This window comes from Albimonas donghaensis, from assembly GCF_900106695.1.
In the GTDB taxonomy this organism is placed as follows: Bacteria; Pseudomonadota; Alphaproteobacteria; order Rhodobacterales; family Rhodobacteraceae; genus Albimonas; species Albimonas donghaensis.
In genome coordinates this window covers 1,182,241-1,197,822 of sequence record NZ_FNMZ01000001.1, presented here as the reverse complement: position 1 = coordinate 1,197,822, position 15,582 = coordinate 1,182,241, and the positions used below count along the sequence as shown (strand labels likewise).

Sequence of the window (15,582 nt, the reverse complement as noted above, 5' to 3'; positions counted from 1 at the left end):
CTTTCGAGCCTGCGCGCCGTTCGCGACCTGGCCAATCCGGCCCGCGCCGTCCTCTCCACGCCCTCGCCGGTCCGTCGCCGGGGGACGCGGGGCGCGGCGCGGGCCCGTTCCCCGCCCCCTGGAACCGGATCGTCTCCCCATGACCGACATCGCCGCCGACCCGCCGCAAGCGCCGGAGGACGCGACGCCCCCCTCCGAGATCACCCGGCTGGGCGATCTCTTCTCCCCCGTCAGCATCGTCTTCGTGATCCTGTGCCTCTCGGGCCTGGGCATGGGGCTCGCCTATGTGTTCGGCATCCCGATCGCCGGTCAGCGGCTGCTGGAGGGGCAGTATTACTGGATCTTCATCGGCCTGTTCACGGCGGCCGCCTTCGTGGCGCTGCCCGCCACGCCGCGCCAGCGCAAGCTGCCGCTCTACGACATCGCGGCCGCCGTGGCGGTGATCGGGATCAGCTTCTGGTTCGCCGCCCACGCCTGGGACATCCTGCAGGCGGGCTGGATGAACGTGCCCGCGGGCGTGGTCATGTGGCTGCTGATGCTGGAAGTGGCGCGTCGCTCGGGCGGGCTGCCGTTCCTGCTGGTGGTGCTGGTGCTGGGGACCTATCCGCTGGTCGCCGACTATTTCCCCGGCCTGCTGATGGGCATTCCCTACAGCTTCGAGCGCATGATCGAGGCGCATGTCTTCCGCACCGAGGGCATGATGGGCATCACCACCAAGATCGTGGCCGAGATCATCCTCGGCTTCCTGGTCTTCGCCGGCGTGCTGCTGGCGACGGGGGCGGGGCAGTTCTTCATCGACCTCGCCAACGCCGGGTTCGGCAAGTACCGGGGCGGGCCGGCCAAGGTCTCGATCGTGGCCTCGGGGTTCTTCGGATCGCTGTCGGGCTCGATCTTCTCCAACATCGCGGGCACCGGCTCGATCACCATTCCCACCATGAAGAAGGTGGGCTATCCGCCCCATTACGCCGGCGCCATCGAGGCCTGCGCCTCCACCGGCGGCGTGGTGATGCCCCCGGTCATGGGGGCCATCGCCTTCGTCATGGCGATCACCATCGGGGTCGACTACGCCACCGTGATGGTGGCGGCGATCCTGCCCTCGCTGCTGTTCTATTTCGGGCTGATGCTGCAGGTGGACGCCTATGCGGCGCGGACCGGCATGAAGGGCGGGACGGAGGGCGACGCGCCGCCCCTGCGCTCGGTCCTGGTGCGGGGCTGGCCGTATCTGTCGGTGCTGGCCTTCCTGATCTGGGGCCTGCTCTACATGCGGTGGGAATATTACGCGCCCTGGTACGCCTGCGTGCTGATGATCGGGCTGTCCTTCCTGAACCGCGCCACGATGATGACCCCGCGCCGCCTGTTCGAGACGGCGCGCCAGATCGGGATTCTCGTCACCCAGACCGCGGCGATCATCCTGCCCATCGCCTTCGTGGTCTCGGCGCTGACCATCACCGGGGTGACCGGGGCGCTGACCTCGGGGCTGGTGGCGATGGGGGGCGGCAACATCTACCTGATCGTCTTCTTCGGGGTGCTGGCCTGCTTCGTGATGGGCATGGCCGGGCTCGCCATCGTCGCCTACATCTTCCTGGCGGTGACGCTGGCGCCGGCGATCATCGAGGTCGGCGGGCTGAACACCATCGCGGTGCATTTCTTCATCATCTACTACGCGATGCTGTCGGTGATCACGCCGCCGGTCGGGGCCGCGGCCTTCCTGGCGGCCACGATCGCCGGGGCCAAGCCGATGAAGACCTCCTTCACCGCCATGCGGCTGGGCGTGGTGATCTACTTCGTGCCGCTGTTCTTCCTGTTCCAGCCGGCGCTGGTGCTGCAGGGGGACCTGACGCCGCTGATCTGGGTGCTGCCCTCGATCGTGGTGGGGATCATGGTGCTGTCCGGCGGGCTCGAGGGCTGGTTGCTGGGGGCGGGCAGGGTGCGCCCGATCCTGCGGATCCCGATGGCGGCGGCGGGTTTCGCCTTCTGCTTCCCGGGGCTGGCGACGACGCTGGTCGGCGGCGTGGTCTCGGCGGCGCTGGCGGCCTGGGTGTGGCGCGACAACCGCCAGGCGCGGCTGGCGGCCACCTGAACGCGGGCCCCTGACGCCTCCCGGCCCGCCGCCTGCGCGGCGGGCCGGGCTATCCTCCGACGCGCGCGAGGCTTGGGGTGACGGCGAGGACGACCGGCGTCCTCATCTCACGCGCGAGACCATCGGACCGCGCGCGAGCGGCGGAAGAAGCCTCGGCCACGGGCCGTTCTCATGCGCTTGTTCGGAGGACTTGAGGCGGGGCTGGAAGCGCTGATTTGCGGCCGGGCCGATGCGGGGCGGGCGTGACTGAACCGCGCCGGGTTTGCCGGAGGCTGGTTACGGTTAGTTATGCGGCCATGTTTTCAGTTTCCGGAGCCGTGTAGAAGTTTGCTTCAGCTTCGGCTGGCGGGATATTCCCGATGGGCTCGAGAAGGCGGCGGTTGTTGAACCAGTCCACCCATCCGAGGGTCGCGTATTCGACAGCTTCGAAGCTGCGCCACGGTCCGCGGCGGTGGATGACCTCGGCCTTGAACAGCCCATTGATCGTCTCAGCGAGCGCGTTGTCGTAGCTGTCGCCGACGGCGAAAGGGGACCGTGGCCCCAGTGGGGCCGCGTAAGTCCCTGAAGCGACCGAGGATTCGATGCCTGCCTCGGCCAGCCGTTCGCTGTATCGAATGGACAGGTATTGCGAACCGCGGTCGCTATGGTGAACCAGCCCCATGCCCTTCCCGGGGCGGCGATCATGCACTGCCTGTTCCAGGGCATCGAGCACGAACCCTGCATGCGCCGAGGGGCTGACGCGCCAGCCGACGATCTTGCGGGCATAGGCGTCGATGACGAAAGCCACATAGACGCAGCCTTTCCATGTGGCGACATAGGTGAAATCCGACACCCACAGCCTGTTTGGGGCGGGCGCGCGGAACTGGCGGTTCACCTTGTCCAGCGGGCTGGGCGCCTTCCTGTCAGGGATCGTCGTCCTGTGCGGCCTGCCGCGAATAATGCCCTGAATACCCATACTCTTCATCAGCCGCGCGACCGTGCAGCGGGCCACATCGAAACCCTCACGGCGAAGCTGCCGCCAGACCTTCCGGACGCCGTAGACCCGCCAGTTCTGCTCGAACACACGCCGGATCTCGGGGCGCAGAGCCTCGTCCCGACGCGCACGGTCCGACCGCCGGGCGGGATCAGCCCGCCTGACCAAGTGATCGTAACAGGTGGAGGGGGCGATCGGCGGAACGCTGCAGATTGGCTCGACCCCGTGCGCATCCCGGTGCGCATCCCGGTGCGCGTCGATAAAACCCACCATCACTTCGACCGGCGGTCGAGCTCCGCCATCGCGAAATACGCGCTGGCCTTGCGCAGGATCTCGTTCGTCGGGGAAACGATCCACTGGACCGTTTCCTGACCCTCCTCACCCTGGCGCAGTTCGCGGTTCTCCCGCTCCAGCGCCTTCATCCTCTCGGCCAACTCGGTCGGGACGCCGGCGCGCTTGCCGCTGTCGACCTCGGCCTTCTTGACCCAGTCATTCAGCGTTTGCGCCGAGCAGCCGATCTTTGCGGCGATCGACACGACGGCCCGCCAACGCGAGCCGTGCTGGCCTTCGGTGTCCAGCACCAGCCGCACCGCGCGTTCGCGCACATCAGGGCAAAACTTGTTCGTGGTCTTGCTCATGATGCTCCATCCGGCTCAGGAGTTGGAGCCTCCGGCAAACCCGGAGCGGTTCAGTCCTCCAGCTCGGCGGTGTCGATCTCGCCGGTACGAGGGTTCAGGGCCTCGATGGTCTCGCCGGCTTTGAATTGGATGCCCGCGGCGCTCAGGGCCGTCCGGATCAGGTGCGGCGGATCGTGGTCGATCAACCAGCCGTCGACCACCGCCTCACGGTAGCTATAGCGGAACACCGGCTCGCCAAAGATCTCCGCCGTATGCAACGCCGGCGTCGCGGTCAGGCCGATGGTGACGGCGTCGAAGTATTCCACCACGCGACGGTATTTAGAGACGTAGTCCGCCTCGTCACGGAAGGTCGCCTCGGCCGCGCTCATTTCGCGGTCCAGCAGGTAGCCCCTGTGGCATTCGTCGATCAGGATCAGGTCGTACTGGTCGATTGGCGGGCGATCTTCGGGGGCCGCGTCCAGCACCCGCCGCACGAGGCTCTGCACCGTGCGGACATGCTCCTTGGCATCCCGTCCGATGTCGCGTTCCTTCAGCCCGTGCAGTCCGAAAATCTCCGCGAAGGTCTTGGCGCCGATCATGCGCGCGGTTGGCGCCGCGCTCCGGCCTCGCGCCCTTGCCATGGCGAAGCTCGCGCGTATCGACCTCCCACCCCGCCTGGCGCAACTGCTCATCCACCAGCACCCGCGTGTCGGCTTCGTCCAGGTCCATGTTCCGGGCGGAGTCGAAAGCGGCCGCGACGAAGGCCGTCGCCGGCGTGGCCTTGAACGCTGCGGCGCGGGCTTCGAAGTCGAGCGCCAGGGCCTCGAAGACCTCGCGTTCCTCCTCCGCCGGACGCGCGCGTTCCTCCGCGTCCAGCCGCGCCTCCTCCGCCGCTGCGAGCGCCTGCTCCACAAGCTCCCGGTCGGTCTGGTGGCGCGCGACCTCGTCCAGGAGGGCGTCCCGCTCCGCCTTCAACTCGGCCGAATCGTCGTCTTGCAGCCGTGGCGGCGTGAAGGCGACCGTCAGGTCGGGGCGGTTGGTGAGCGTGGCGCGCAACCAGACGCCCAGCCGGTGGCACAGCCTCAAAGCCTCGAACGCCTGCCGCCTTTCCCCCTCATGTCCGTGGACCGCTTCGTTCCCCTCCTTGCGCAGCCGGTGCAGCATGTCGAGCACGTCACGCGGGATCGCGTCGGCGCTGCGCAGCTTGCCCAGCAGGGCGGAGAACGTGTCCTGCGGCTCCGGCGCGAGGCCTGAGCGTTCGGCGACGACCACGGTCAGCCGTTCGGCGAACTGGCGGGTCTTGATCAGGGCTGTGTTGGCGTCGTCGAGGAAATAGCGCTCGGCGTGGCTGGCGAGCGTGGCCAGCGGCGCGTCGTGCTCCGCGAGGGGCGAGAAATTCGGACTGTCGCGCAAAGGGTTCGTCCCGAATGAAGGACGCCCGGCTGGATGCGGGCTTGGCGCGATCATCGCGGGGGAGAGACGGTCCGACAACCGCAAATGAACGTGGCGACGGCGGGACGACCTGAGCCGCGATGGGACGATGGGCGCTTGCCCGACGGGCGCGAGGCGTTCACCTCGGAGTCATGCGGAGGCTGCGGGGGTGGGCATTGGCGGACGACGAGGATATGAGCGGCGAGGCCATCGCCGCTGCAGGCGGTCTCAGATGCTGTCGCTGACTTGGGACGAAAGCTGGACGCCCTTCGGCTTCATCCTGCTCTACGCCGCCCGGGCGTTCACGGCCTGATGGGCATTCGACGCGAAAGCCGACATGGCGGGGAGGCGAAACACAAGCGATAGAGTCGCAGCGCGCATCAGCGCATCGCTTTGAAAATGAGGGGTGAAGTGAGGGGTGACCCGGCGATGTGGCTAGTTAAGGCCCTGAAAATAAAAATTAAAATACTTAAAATTGGCGGAAGGGGTGGGATTCGAACCCACGGTGCGTTGCCGCACGCCGGTTTTCAAGACCGGAGCAATCGACCACTCTGCCACCCTTCCTTCACCCATCGGGTAGCGCCGCGCGAAGGCCGCGTCCAGACCGTCGCGGGCGGTTTCCTCCGGACGGGCGCTCCTGTAGCCTGATCGGCGAAGCAGTGTGCGGAGGATGCGCGATGACCGGCGCGATGGCGAAACCCACTGGGAAGCTCACGGGAAAGCCTGGGGCCAGGCGCGGATGGCGCGGCGCGGCCATGGCGCGGGATCCTCTTGCGTTCGGGCCTTTCGCGTTCGGGTTGGTAGCGCTAGGCGCGGTGATCCTGGCGGGGCAGGCGTCGGCGGAGACGGCGGCATCCCGCGCAGCGCAACAGGCCGCCGCGGACACCGCCGCTTCGACGCCGGCGCCGAGCCGCCCGAAGGTCGAGGAGCCCGCGACCTCCCAAACTGCGCCCGCGGAGACGACCGTCCAGGCGCCGGACGCCGGGCCGCAGGACCACGCGTCGGACGCGGCGGAGACCGTGACCTCCGAGCCGCGGGAGACCGACCAGTCCGCCGCCGTCGCCGCCACGGCCGCCGCCGCGACGGACGCGCAGCCCGCGGCCGGAACGCCCGGCGCCATGGCGACGGCCCGGACCCCGCCCGCGGACGCGCCCGAGACGGGCGGCGTCCTAGAGGATGTGGCGATCTGGGATGGCGGCCCGTCCATGGGCGGCTCCTGGATCGCGCATTCCGGGGTGCGGCGCGCCGGCGCGGCCATCGTCGTCACGCCGGAGGGCAAGCGCGTCGAAACCCGGATCATGGGCATCCGGGGCGGGCCGCGGATGACCGGGTTCGTGGTCTCGGCCGATCTCGCCCGCGAACTGGAGCTGATCCCCGGCGCGCCGATGCGGCTGGCGGTGACGCCGGAACAGGCGGCCGAACCCGCCAGCGTCGCCGCCGCGCCGCCGGCGATCCGCGCCGCCGCGCCGCTCATGGTCAGCCCGCCGGAACGACCGGGGCAGGGGCCGCGCGTCGCCGCCTTGCCCTCGGCCCGCCCGGCGCATGACCTTGCCCCGCCGCCCGCCCCGCCCTCCGCGGCCGCCGCCGGCCTTCGGGACCCCGGCGCGCCGGGCGCCCCCAGCGCCAGCCCCTCGCCGCCGGCGCGCCCGGCCGCCGGAGACGCGCCGCGCCCGGCCGCCGCCCTGACCCTCCCCCTCCGGACCGCCCTCGGGTCTGTTTCCAGGAGCGACCTCTCCGCATGACCGCCCCCCGATCCCGTTCCGCCCTGCGCGGGCTCGCGCCCGCACTCGCCGCCCTTCTGGCCCTCGCCGGCCCGGGCCTGACCCCCGCCGCCGCCCTCGACCTGGAGGCGAAGGAGGCGCTGGTCATCGACGTCGAAACCGGCGCCGAACTGCTATCCAAGGACCCCGACGCCCCCGCGCCCCCGGCCTCCATGCTCAAGCTGATGACGCTGAACATGGTGTTCGAGGCGCTGGAATCCGGGCGCCTGTCGCTCGACGACACCTTCCTGGTGTCGGAGAAGGCCTGGCGCATGGGCGGCTCCAAGATGTTCGTCAAGATCGGCGAGCGGGTGCGGATCGAGGACCTGATCCGCGGCGTCATCGTGCTGTCGGGCAACGACGCCTGCATCGTGCTGGCCGAGGGGCTGGCGGGGTCCGAGGAGGCCTTCGCCGCGCGCATGACCGATCGCGCGCGGGAACTGGGCCTGCGGTCGACCTTCGGCAACGCCACCGGCTGGCCGCATCCCGAAAACGAGATGACGCCCCGCGACCTGGTGTTCCTGGCCAACCGCATCATCACCCATTTCCCCGAACATTACGGCTATTTCGCCGAAACCGACTTCGAATGGGGCGGCGTCGCGCAGCGCAACCGCAACCCGCTGCTCTACGCCGATCTGGGGGCCGACGGGCTCAAGACCGGGCATACCGAGGAAGCCGGCTACGGGCTGGTCGGCTCGGCGATCCGGGACGGACGCCGGGTGCTGTTCATGATCGGCGGGCTGCCGTCCTCGCGGGCGCGGGCGCAGGAATCCGAGCGGTTGCTGAACTGGGCGTTCCGCGAGTTCCGCAACGCGACGCTCTACACCGCCGGCCAGCCGCTGGGCCGGGCCGAGGTCTGGCTGGGCGCGCAGGGCACGGTCGGCCTGACGGTGGATTCGGACGCGCTGGTCACCGTCCCCTTCGCGGCGGAGCGCGGCATGACCGCCACCATCCGCTATGACGGCCCGATCGAGGCGCCCATCGCCAAGGGCGACAAGGTGGCGGAACTGGTGGTGGAATCCCCGCAGATGGCGCCGCTGATCCTGCCCGTGATCGCGTCCGAGGACGTGGCGCGGGGCGGCTACCTCACCCGGCTGTCCGCCGCCGCGGGCCTGCTGATCCGCGACGTGGTGGGCGAGGTCCAGGACGCCGGCGATGGCGGCTGAGCCGGGCGCCGCAACGGTATCGGAGGCGGGACCGGGCAGCGGGCCGGGCAGGGGGCGGGACGGCGGCCTCTTCGTCAGCTTCGAGGGCGGCGACGGGGCCGGCAAGTCCACCCAGCTTCGCCGGCTCGCCGAGCGTCTGCGCGCGGCGGGCCGCGAAGTCGTCGCCACGCGTGAGCCCGGCGGCGCGCCCGGGGCCGAGCAGATCCGCGCGCTGGTGCTGGAGGGGGAGGCCGGGCGCTGGTCGCCGGTCTCGGAACTGCTGCTGTTCAACGCCGCCCGCCGCGACCATGCCGAGCGGGTGATCGTGCCGGCGCTGGCGCGCGGGGCGGTGGTGCTGTGCGACCGGTTCGCGGATTCGACGCGGGTCTATCAGGGGGCGGCGCGGGATGCGGGCGTCGGCGGGCTCCCCGGTCCCAGCCCCGAGATGGCCGAGGCGCTGCACGCGCTGGTCATCGGGATCGAGCCGGACGCGACGCTGATCTTCGATCTCGATCCGGAAATCGCGCTGTCCCGCGGGGTCGCGCGCGGCGGCGAGGAGCTGCGCTTCGAACGCCTCGGGCTGGCGTTTCACCAATCGGTGCGGGCGCGCTTTCGGGCGCTGGCCGAACGCGCCCCGGCGCGCTGCCGGCTGATCGACGCCTCGGGCGGGGCGGAGGCGGTGGCGGCGCGTGTGGACGCGGCGCTCGCCCCGCTGCTGGAGCCCGCCTGATGGCGCGCAAACCCTATGAGGGCGAAGTCGAGACCCCGCCCGAGGCCGACCGGGTCGAGGGCGCGCCGCATCCGCGCGAGACCCCGGTCCTGTTCGGGCAGGAGGCCGCCGAGGCCGCCTTTCTCGACGCCTGGGCCGGCGGGCGGCTGCACCATGCCTGGATGCTCACCGGGCCGCGCGGCGTGGGCAAGGCCACGCTCGCCTGGCGCATGGCCCGCGCGCTGATCGCGCAGCCCGCCCCCGCCCCCGGCCTGTTCGGCGCGGGGATGGAGGAGCCGCCCGCGCCCGCCACCCTGGAGATGGAGCCGGACGAACCCGCCTTCCGCCGGCTGATGGCCCTGTCCGAACCGCGCCTGCGTCTGCTGCGCCGGTCCTGGGACGACAAGACCAAGCGCCTGCGCACCCGCATCGTGGCCGACGACGCCCGCGCCCTGCACGGGCTGTTCGCCAACACCGCCGCGGATGGCGGCTGGCGGGTGGCGGTGATCGACGCGCTCGACGATCTCAACCCGCAGGCGGCCAACGCGCTGCTCAAGCTGATCGAGGAGCCGCCGGAACGGTCGATCTTCCTGCTGGTCTGCCACGCGCCCTCGCGCATCCTGCCCACCATCCGCTCCCGCTGCCGGGCCCTGGCGCTGCGCCGGCTGGACCCGCCGGCGCTGTCGGCCGCCGTCGCCGCCGCCCAGACCACGGAGGCCGCCAAGGCCGGGCAGGGCGCGCCCGAGGCGCATCCCGCCGAGGCCGCGCTGCACGCCCTGTCGGACGGATCGGCGGGCGAGGCGCTGCGGCTGGCGGCGGAAGGCGGGCCGGAGCTTTACGCCCGCCTCGTGCGTCTGGCGCAGGGCGCGCCGGGGATGGACCGGGCGGCGTTCCACGACTGGGCGTCGGCCGCCGCCGGACGCGACGCGGAGGCGCGCTTCGACGCGACCCTGCGGCTGGTCGGCCTGCTGACCTCGCGCCTCGCCCGCGCCGGGGCGGGCCGCCCGCCGGATCCCGAGGCCGCGCCGGGAGAGGCCGTCCTGGCCGCGCGCCTGTCGCCCACCCCCGCCGCCGCCCGCGCCTGGGCCGAGGCCGCGCAGGACATTCCGGCGCGGGCCGCCCGCGCCCGCGCCGTCAACCTTGACCCCGAACGCATCATCCTCGATACCTTCGGCGCGCTGGACGCCGCCGCCCGCCGCGCGGCGGGGGGCTGACGGCGCGCCCCGGACGCGCCCGGCGCGCGCCCTTCTCCCCGCCCCGGTCCGGAGCCCGTTTCCTTGCCGCCGACCCTTGTTGACAGCCACTGCCACCTCGATTTCCCCGACTTCGCCGAGGAGATCGACGATGTGGTCGCCCGCGCCTGCGCCGCCGGCGTGACGCGCATGGTCTCGATCGCCACCTCCATGGCGGGCGAGCCCCGGGTCCGCGCCATCGCCGAGACCCACGCCCCGGTGTTCTACGCCGCCGGCCTGCATCCCCTGCACGTCCACGAGGAATCGCCGCCCACGGTGGAGAAGCTGGTGGAGATCGCGCGCCATCCCAAGATGGTGGGGATCGGGGAGACCGGGCTCGACTACCACTACTCGGTCGAAACCAGGGCCGTGCAGCAGGAAAGCCTGCGCCTCCATTGCGAGGCCGCGCGCCGCACCGGCCTGCCGCTGATCATCCATTCCCGCGACGCCGACGCCGACATGACCCGCATCCTGACCGAGGAGCACGCGGCCGGCGCGTTCTCCTGCGTCATGCACTGCTTCTCGTCCTCGGCGGAACTCGGGCGGGCGATGCTGGACCTGGGTTTCTACCTGTCGATGTCGGGCATCGCGACCTTCCGCAAATCCACGGACCTGCGCGAGATTTTCGCCTCCGCCCCGCTGGACCGCATCCTGGTGGAGACCGACAGCCCCTATCTCGCCCCCCAGCCCAAGCGCGGCAAACGCAACGAGCCCGCCTATACCGCGATGACCGCGGTCACCGGCGCGGAGGTCTTCGGCATATCCGTCGAGGACTTCGCCGCCGCGACCACCGCCAATTTCGACCGCCTGTTCGCCAAGGCCGCCGCCTGGACCGCGGAGGACGCGGCGTGAGCGTCGAGATGCGCTTCACCATTCTCGGCTGCGGCTCCTCGGGCGGGGTGCCGCGGCTGGGCGACGTCTGGGGCGAATGCGACCCGACCAATCCGAAGAACCGCCGCCGCCGCTGCGCCATGCTGGTGGAGCGCGAGACCGAGGGGCAGGGGATCACCCGCGTCCTGATCGACACCGGCCCCGACATGCGCGCGCAGCTGCTGGATGCCGGCGTCGGTCTGCTCGACGGGGTGATCTACACGCATGAGCACGCGGACCATGTCCACGGGCTCGACGACCTGCGCATGATCGTCTTCAACCGCCGCCGCCGGCTGACGGTCTGGGCCACGCCGGTCTGCCAGGAAAGCCTGATCGACCGCTTCGGCTACGCCTTCGTGCAGCCCGAGGGCTCGCCCTATCCGCCGATCCTCAACCTCAAGACCATCGACGGCCCGGTCACGGTGTTCGGAGAGGGCGGCGACATCGTGTTCCGCCCCTTCGAGGTCCAGCACGGCTCGATCCGCGCGCTGGGGTTCCGGATGGGGCCGCTGGCCTATCTGCCCGACGTGTCGGAGATGACGGACGAGGCCTGGGCCGAGGTCGAGGGCGCCGACACCTGGGTCGTGGACGCGCTGCGCTACACGCCGCATCCCACGCACAGCCATCTGGAGCAGACGCTGGGCTGGATCGAACGCTCCGGCGTGCGCCGGGGCGTGCTGACCAACATGCATGTGGACCTGGACTACGAACGCATGCGGGCCGAGACCCCCGACAATGTCGATCCCGCCCATGACGGCATGGTGCTGCGCTTCGATGTCTGATCGCGGCGCGCCTTCCCGCGCGCGGCGCCTCCCGATCCCTCTCTTCCCGACCCTCCCCCGCCAGCCGGGGCGGAAGGCGTGCGCGCCCGGCCGCGCGCCCCTTCCGACATGCCGAACGAAGGACCGCGCGTGACCGAGATTCTGATCATCGTCCTGCCGGTCTTCGTGATCGTCGGGCTGGGCTACGCCTCGGTGAAGGCGGGGCTGGTGCAGGATTCCGCCGTCGACGTGCTGCTGCGCTTCTGCACCGGCATCGCCATGCCGCTGCTGCTGTTCTCGGGCGTGGTGCGGCTGGACCTCGCGGCCAATTTCGACCTGCGGCTGATGCTGTCCTTCTATCTCGGGGCGCTGATCTCCTTCGGGGTCGGCTATCTGGGCGCGCGCCTGATCTTCAAGCGACGCCCCGGAGAGGCCGTGGCCATCGGCTTCTGCGCGCTGTTCTCCAACTCCCTCCTGCTCGGCGTGCCGGTGACCGAACGCGCCTACGGCGTCGCGGCGCTGGACAGCAACTACGCCATCCTCTCGATCCACGCGCCCTTCTGCTACCTGGTCGGCATCGTGGCGATGGAGATGGCGCGGGCCGACGGGCGCTCGGGGCTGGAGACGGCCAAGGCCGCCGCCCGCATGATGTTCCGCAACGCCCTGACCATCGGGCTCGCCATCGGCATGGCGTGGAACCTGCTCGGCATTCCGATCCCCGATCCGGTGTTCGAGGGCGTGCAGATGCTCGGCCGCGGCGGGCTGCCGGTGGCGCTGTTCGCGCTGGGGGGCGCGATGACCCGCTACAAGGTGCGCGACGGCATCGGCGAGACGCTGATGGCCTCGGCGCTGGCGCTGATCCTGCACCCGCTGATCACCTGGGCGATGAGCGACCTGGTGTTCGAGCTGCCGGAGAACTTCCTGCGCTCGGCCATCGTCACCGCCTCGATGCCGCCGGGGATCAACGCCTATCTCTTCGCGACCATGTATGCGCGGGCCTCGGGAGTGGCGGCCTCGACGGTGCTGGTGGCGACCACGCTGTCGATCTTCACCGCCTCGGGCTGGCTGACGCTGCTGCACCAGATCGCGCCCTGACGCGGGCGTGAGGGGGGGGCGCGCGGGCTTATTCCGCCCGTCGGAAAACCCTCGGGCGATCCGGGCCGTATCTTGGGGGGCGAGCCTAGGATGATGCGGATGGATGGATGCCATATTCTCAGGACGACGGAGCCCGGCCGACGGGACCCGTGCTCACCCGGCGCAGGGCGCTGCTCGGCGGCGCCGCGGCGGTCGGCGTCCTCGGGGCGGGAGGCTGCGCGATGATCCCCTCCTCGGCCCGGATCGAGGCGGATAACCCGCCCACGGGCCGCTTCGTCACCTCCGAGGGGCTGCGCATTCACTACGTCGCCCTCGGCCCCGAGGATCCGGACGCGCCCACCGCCATCCTGATCCACGGCGCCACCGGCAATCTGAACGACATGACCTTCGACCTCGGCCCGCGGCTGGCGGCGCAGGGGGTGCGGGTGATCTGCTTCGACCGCCCCGGCCTCGGCCATTCCGAGCGCGCCCCGGTCGAGGGCTGGCTGCCCTCCACCCAGGCGCGCGTGCTGGAGGGCGCGTCGCGGGCGCTCGGCCTGCGCCGGGCGGTGCTGATCGGGCATTCCTGGGGCGGGGCCGTGGCGCTGGCCTGGGCGATCGCGGCGCCGGCGCGGGCGGCCGGGGCGGTGATCCTCGCGGGCGCCTCGATGCCCTGGGGCGACCCGCCGGGCTTCTGGACGCCGGTGGTCACCTCGCGCCCCTTCGCGGCGGTGGCGGCGGGGGTGCTGCGCCTCACCGCGCTGCACGACGACGGCGCCTCCGCCGCCGCGCGAATCTTCCGCCCCCAGCCCGTGCCGGAGGGCTACATGGCCCATCTCCAGCCCGAGCTGATCCTCCGCCCCGCCACGTTCCGCAACAATACCGAGGACATCGAGCGGCTCGACCCCGCCTTGTCCGAGCAGAGCCGTCACTACCCGAACCTGCGCGTTCCGCTGGAAATCGTGCATGGTTCCGCGGATGAAATCGTGTGGCTTTCGGTCCATTCCGAGCCGCTCTCCAAACTGGCGCCGGACGCGAAACTCCATGTTCTGGAGGGGGTTGGGCACATGCTGCACCATGTCGAGCCGCAGGTCGTCACCGCCGCCGCCGCGAGACTTTTTGACCGGGAAGCGCATTCGGGTGGTTGAACGCGCAGAAAGTTGGTATATCCCTATCAACGTCACATTAGTTTAGCGCGAGACCTTGGACGCGGATACTCCGGTTCCTGAAAGGGCTCGCCCCCAAAGGGGGCCCCCATGGCTGCGGCGGAAGACATCGGCGGAAGCTTCGAACGACTGGCGGACGATCCGCTCGCCATCGCGGCGGACGAAATCGGCGATCGCTGGGTGCTGCTCATCGTCTGCGCCAGCCAGCGGGGCGTGAGCCGGTTCGACGATTTCCACAGGGAACTCGGGGTCGCCCGCAATATTCTGTCCAACCGTCTGCGCAAGCTCACCGAACTCGACATCCTGCGCCGCACCCCGGTGCGGGAGGGGGCGCGCCGCATGGAATACAGCCTGACCGACAAGGGCCTGGCGCTGGCCGAGGCGCTGATGCCGGTGCGGGACTGGTCGCGGGCCTGGTGCGGCGATGATGAGCTGCGCGCCCGCCTGCGCCTGCCGCTCCGCGTCCGCTCGGACGCGAATGGCGGGGATCAGGGCCTCGACGACGTGATGCCCCCGCGCCGGCCCTTCGACAACTGAGCCGCTCTTCGTTCCGCGCCGAGACCCCGACCGTCGCGGCCGGGGGTTCCGCCGTGAGGCGCCCCCGGCCCCGTTCCCGGCCCCATGCCTGGCCGTGCCCGTGCTCAGCGCCAGCGGGAGAGCAGGGTGCCCAGCGTGTCCAGCGACACCGCCGCGTCGGAAATCCGCTTCGAGGCGGGCTCGCACACCGACGTCTTCACGATATAGCCGCGCGCGCATTGCACCGCGGGCATCAGCGCGTCGATCTCGGCCTGCACCGCGCGCTTCCAGTCCGGAAACCGCCCGTTGTCCTGAAGGGCGCCGATGGCCGCGTCGAGATCGGCGCAGCCCGCGCCCTGGCCGCGCAGGGCCTCCGCCAGCAACGTCCGCTGGCTGTCGGCGTCGCACAGCTTCCACATGATGTCCGCGTGGATCTGCGGAAACAGTCGGAACACGGTGCGGTAGCGCGCGCCGATATTGTCATAGCCGTTGGCCACCCCCTCCGGCGGCCAGAACTGGTAGGACGCGAGGAAGATGTCCGGGTCAAGCTCCTGTCCCGGCCGCTTCGGGGCGTCCTGGTAGAGCGCCGGCTGTTCGGGCGCCGCGACGCCTTCGCGCAGGAAGGCGAGCACCCGCGCCTGGCGCCGCTGGGGCTGGCCGTCGGCGTCCAGCGGCAGCACCGCCATTTGCAGGCCCAGCGCGGCCTGGGTCAGGCGCACGAAGACCTGGCGTTCGGGAAAGGCGAGCACGGCCTCCAGTCCGCCCTGCTTCCATCCGCCTTCAAGTTCGGCCTCCACCCCATTGGAATCGCGAAAGGTTCCGCCTGGACTGCGCGCGCCCACATCGGTGATGGCGAGGCTCATACCCCGCGCCGGCCCGATGCCCTCGAAGCGGCCCTCGAGCGCGGGAACCGGGGCGTCCGCGCTCTGCGCCGCGGCCGGCGCGGGGACGAGCCACGCGGGCGCCGCCGGGATCATCGCCGCCAGGACCAGCGCCAGGGCCGAGGCGGGGCCCCTGCGCGACAGGCGCCGACCACGCCGAACCCCGCGCGCCGCCACCGCTCCCGGCGCCGTGCTCTCGCATTCGGGGCGCGGGCCCTGGGGCCGGCCCGGATGGCGGGCGGTCGCGTGCGGATCGGGCGATGTCATAGAGGTCTCCGAGAGGCGATGTTTCGAAACAGGCTACACCCGAACTTTGACCGCTGCGAGGCGTCCGGGTTAAATCTCCCCCGACAAGTCGCGCCGCTCC

The 15,582-nt window shown here is 71.0% G+C and carries 13 protein-coding genes, 1 tRNA gene, 1 pseudogene and 1 other annotated feature; of the genes and pseudogenes, 10 read left to right on the top strand and 5 right to left on the bottom strand.

The features are described from left to right. Positions 1-139 precede the first annotated feature (139 nt). Positions 140-2,080, top strand: a complete 1,941-nt coding sequence (locus BLV24_RS05030; protein ID WP_092679997.1) for a TRAP transporter permease — start codon at positions 140-142, stop codon at positions 2,078-2,080. 286 nt (positions 2,081-2,366) lie between these two features. Here the strand turns inward: BLV24_RS05030 and BLV24_RS05025 are convergent. From BLV24_RS05025 to BLV24_RS05010, 4 genes and pseudogenes are all read right to left on the bottom strand, one after another. Then, positions 2,367-3,691 (bottom strand): IS3 family transposase gene (locus BLV24_RS05025; RefSeq protein ID WP_425426075.1). Its coding sequence is split into 2 segments (ribosomal slippage): positions 2,367-3,355 and positions 3,355-3,691, totalling 1,326 coding nucleotides; the frame shifts between segments, so codons are not numbered across the junction. Next, positions 3,240-3,368: a sequence feature (AL1L pseudoknot), on the bottom strand. It overlaps the preceding gene by 129 nt. A 50-nt stretch (positions 3,692-3,741) precedes the next feature. Next, positions 3,742-4,269, bottom strand: a complete 528-nt coding sequence (locus BLV24_RS22385) for a DEAD/DEAH box helicase family protein (protein WP_245710383.1) — start codon at positions 4,267-4,269, stop codon at positions 3,742-3,744. Positions 4,270-4,765: 496 nt separating this feature from the next. After that, positions 4,766-5,137, bottom strand: a pseudogene (locus BLV24_RS22380) (DUF4145 domain-containing protein); the annotation flags it as partial. 440 nt (positions 5,138-5,577) lie between these two features. Next, a tRNA-Ser gene (locus BLV24_RS05010) sits at positions 5,578-5,665 on the bottom strand. 455 nt (positions 5,666-6,120) lie between these two features. Here BLV24_RS05010 and BLV24_RS05005 point away from each other — a divergent pair. The 9 genes from BLV24_RS05005 to BLV24_RS04965 all read left to right on the top strand — a co-directional run bounded on the left by BLV24_RS05005 (position 6,121) and on the right by BLV24_RS04965 (position 14,355). Next, complete coding sequence (locus BLV24_RS05005; RefSeq protein WP_143040218.1) at positions 6,121-6,843, top strand: hypothetical protein; 723 nt, start codon at positions 6,121-6,123, stop codon at positions 6,841-6,843. After that, complete coding sequence (locus BLV24_RS05000; protein ID WP_092679993.1) at positions 6,840-8,027, top strand: D-alanyl-D-alanine carboxypeptidase family protein; 1,188 nt, start codon at positions 6,840-6,842, stop codon at positions 8,025-8,027. The genes BLV24_RS05005 and BLV24_RS05000 overlap by 4 nt, the downstream gene beginning before the upstream one ends. Then, positions 8,017-8,736, top strand: coding sequence for a dTMP kinase (tmk, locus tag BLV24_RS04995; protein WP_092679992.1), 720 nt, complete (start codon positions 8,017-8,019; stop codon positions 8,734-8,736). The genes BLV24_RS05000 and tmk overlap by 11 nt, the downstream gene beginning before the upstream one ends. After that, positions 8,736-9,929, top strand: coding sequence for a DNA polymerase III subunit delta' (locus tag BLV24_RS04990; protein WP_092679991.1), 1,194 nt, complete (start codon positions 8,736-8,738; stop codon positions 9,927-9,929). Before tmk ends, BLV24_RS04990 begins: the two co-directional genes overlap by 1 nt. A gap of 63 nt (positions 9,930-9,992) precedes the next feature. Then, positions 9,993-10,799 (top strand): TatD family hydrolase, encoded by an 807-nt coding sequence (locus tag BLV24_RS04985; protein WP_092679990.1) that lies wholly within the window; start codon positions 9,993-9,995, stop codon positions 10,797-10,799. Positions 10,800-10,807: 8 nt separating this feature from the next. After that, positions 10,808-11,599, top strand: coding sequence for an MBL fold metallo-hydrolase (locus BLV24_RS04980; protein ID WP_092680277.1), 792 nt, complete (start codon positions 10,808-10,810; stop codon positions 11,597-11,599). 129 nt (positions 11,600-11,728) lie between these two features. Beyond that, on the top strand, positions 11,729-12,673 hold the full coding sequence (locus tag BLV24_RS04975) for an AEC family transporter (RefSeq protein WP_092680276.1): 945 nt from the start codon (positions 11,729-11,731) through the stop codon (positions 12,671-12,673). 221 nt (positions 12,674-12,894) lie between these two features. Beyond that, positions 12,895-13,800: an alpha/beta fold hydrolase gene (locus tag BLV24_RS04970; RefSeq protein ID WP_176954621.1), complete on the top strand. Its 906-nt coding sequence runs from the start codon at positions 12,895-12,897 to the stop codon at positions 13,798-13,800. Between the two features lie 108 nt (positions 13,801-13,908). Then, a complete protein-coding gene (locus BLV24_RS04965; RefSeq protein WP_092679988.1) occupies positions 13,909-14,355 on the top strand; it encodes a winged helix-turn-helix transcriptional regulator in 447 nt (148 codons plus the stop codon). A gap of 104 nt (positions 14,356-14,459) precedes the next feature. On the opposite strand, the gene BLV24_RS04960 is transcribed toward BLV24_RS04965, so the two are convergent. Continuing rightward, a complete protein-coding gene (locus BLV24_RS04960) occupies positions 14,460-15,482 on the bottom strand; it encodes a hypothetical protein (protein WP_092679987.1) in 1,023 nt (340 codons plus the stop codon). Positions 15,483-15,582: the final 100 nt, after the last annotated feature.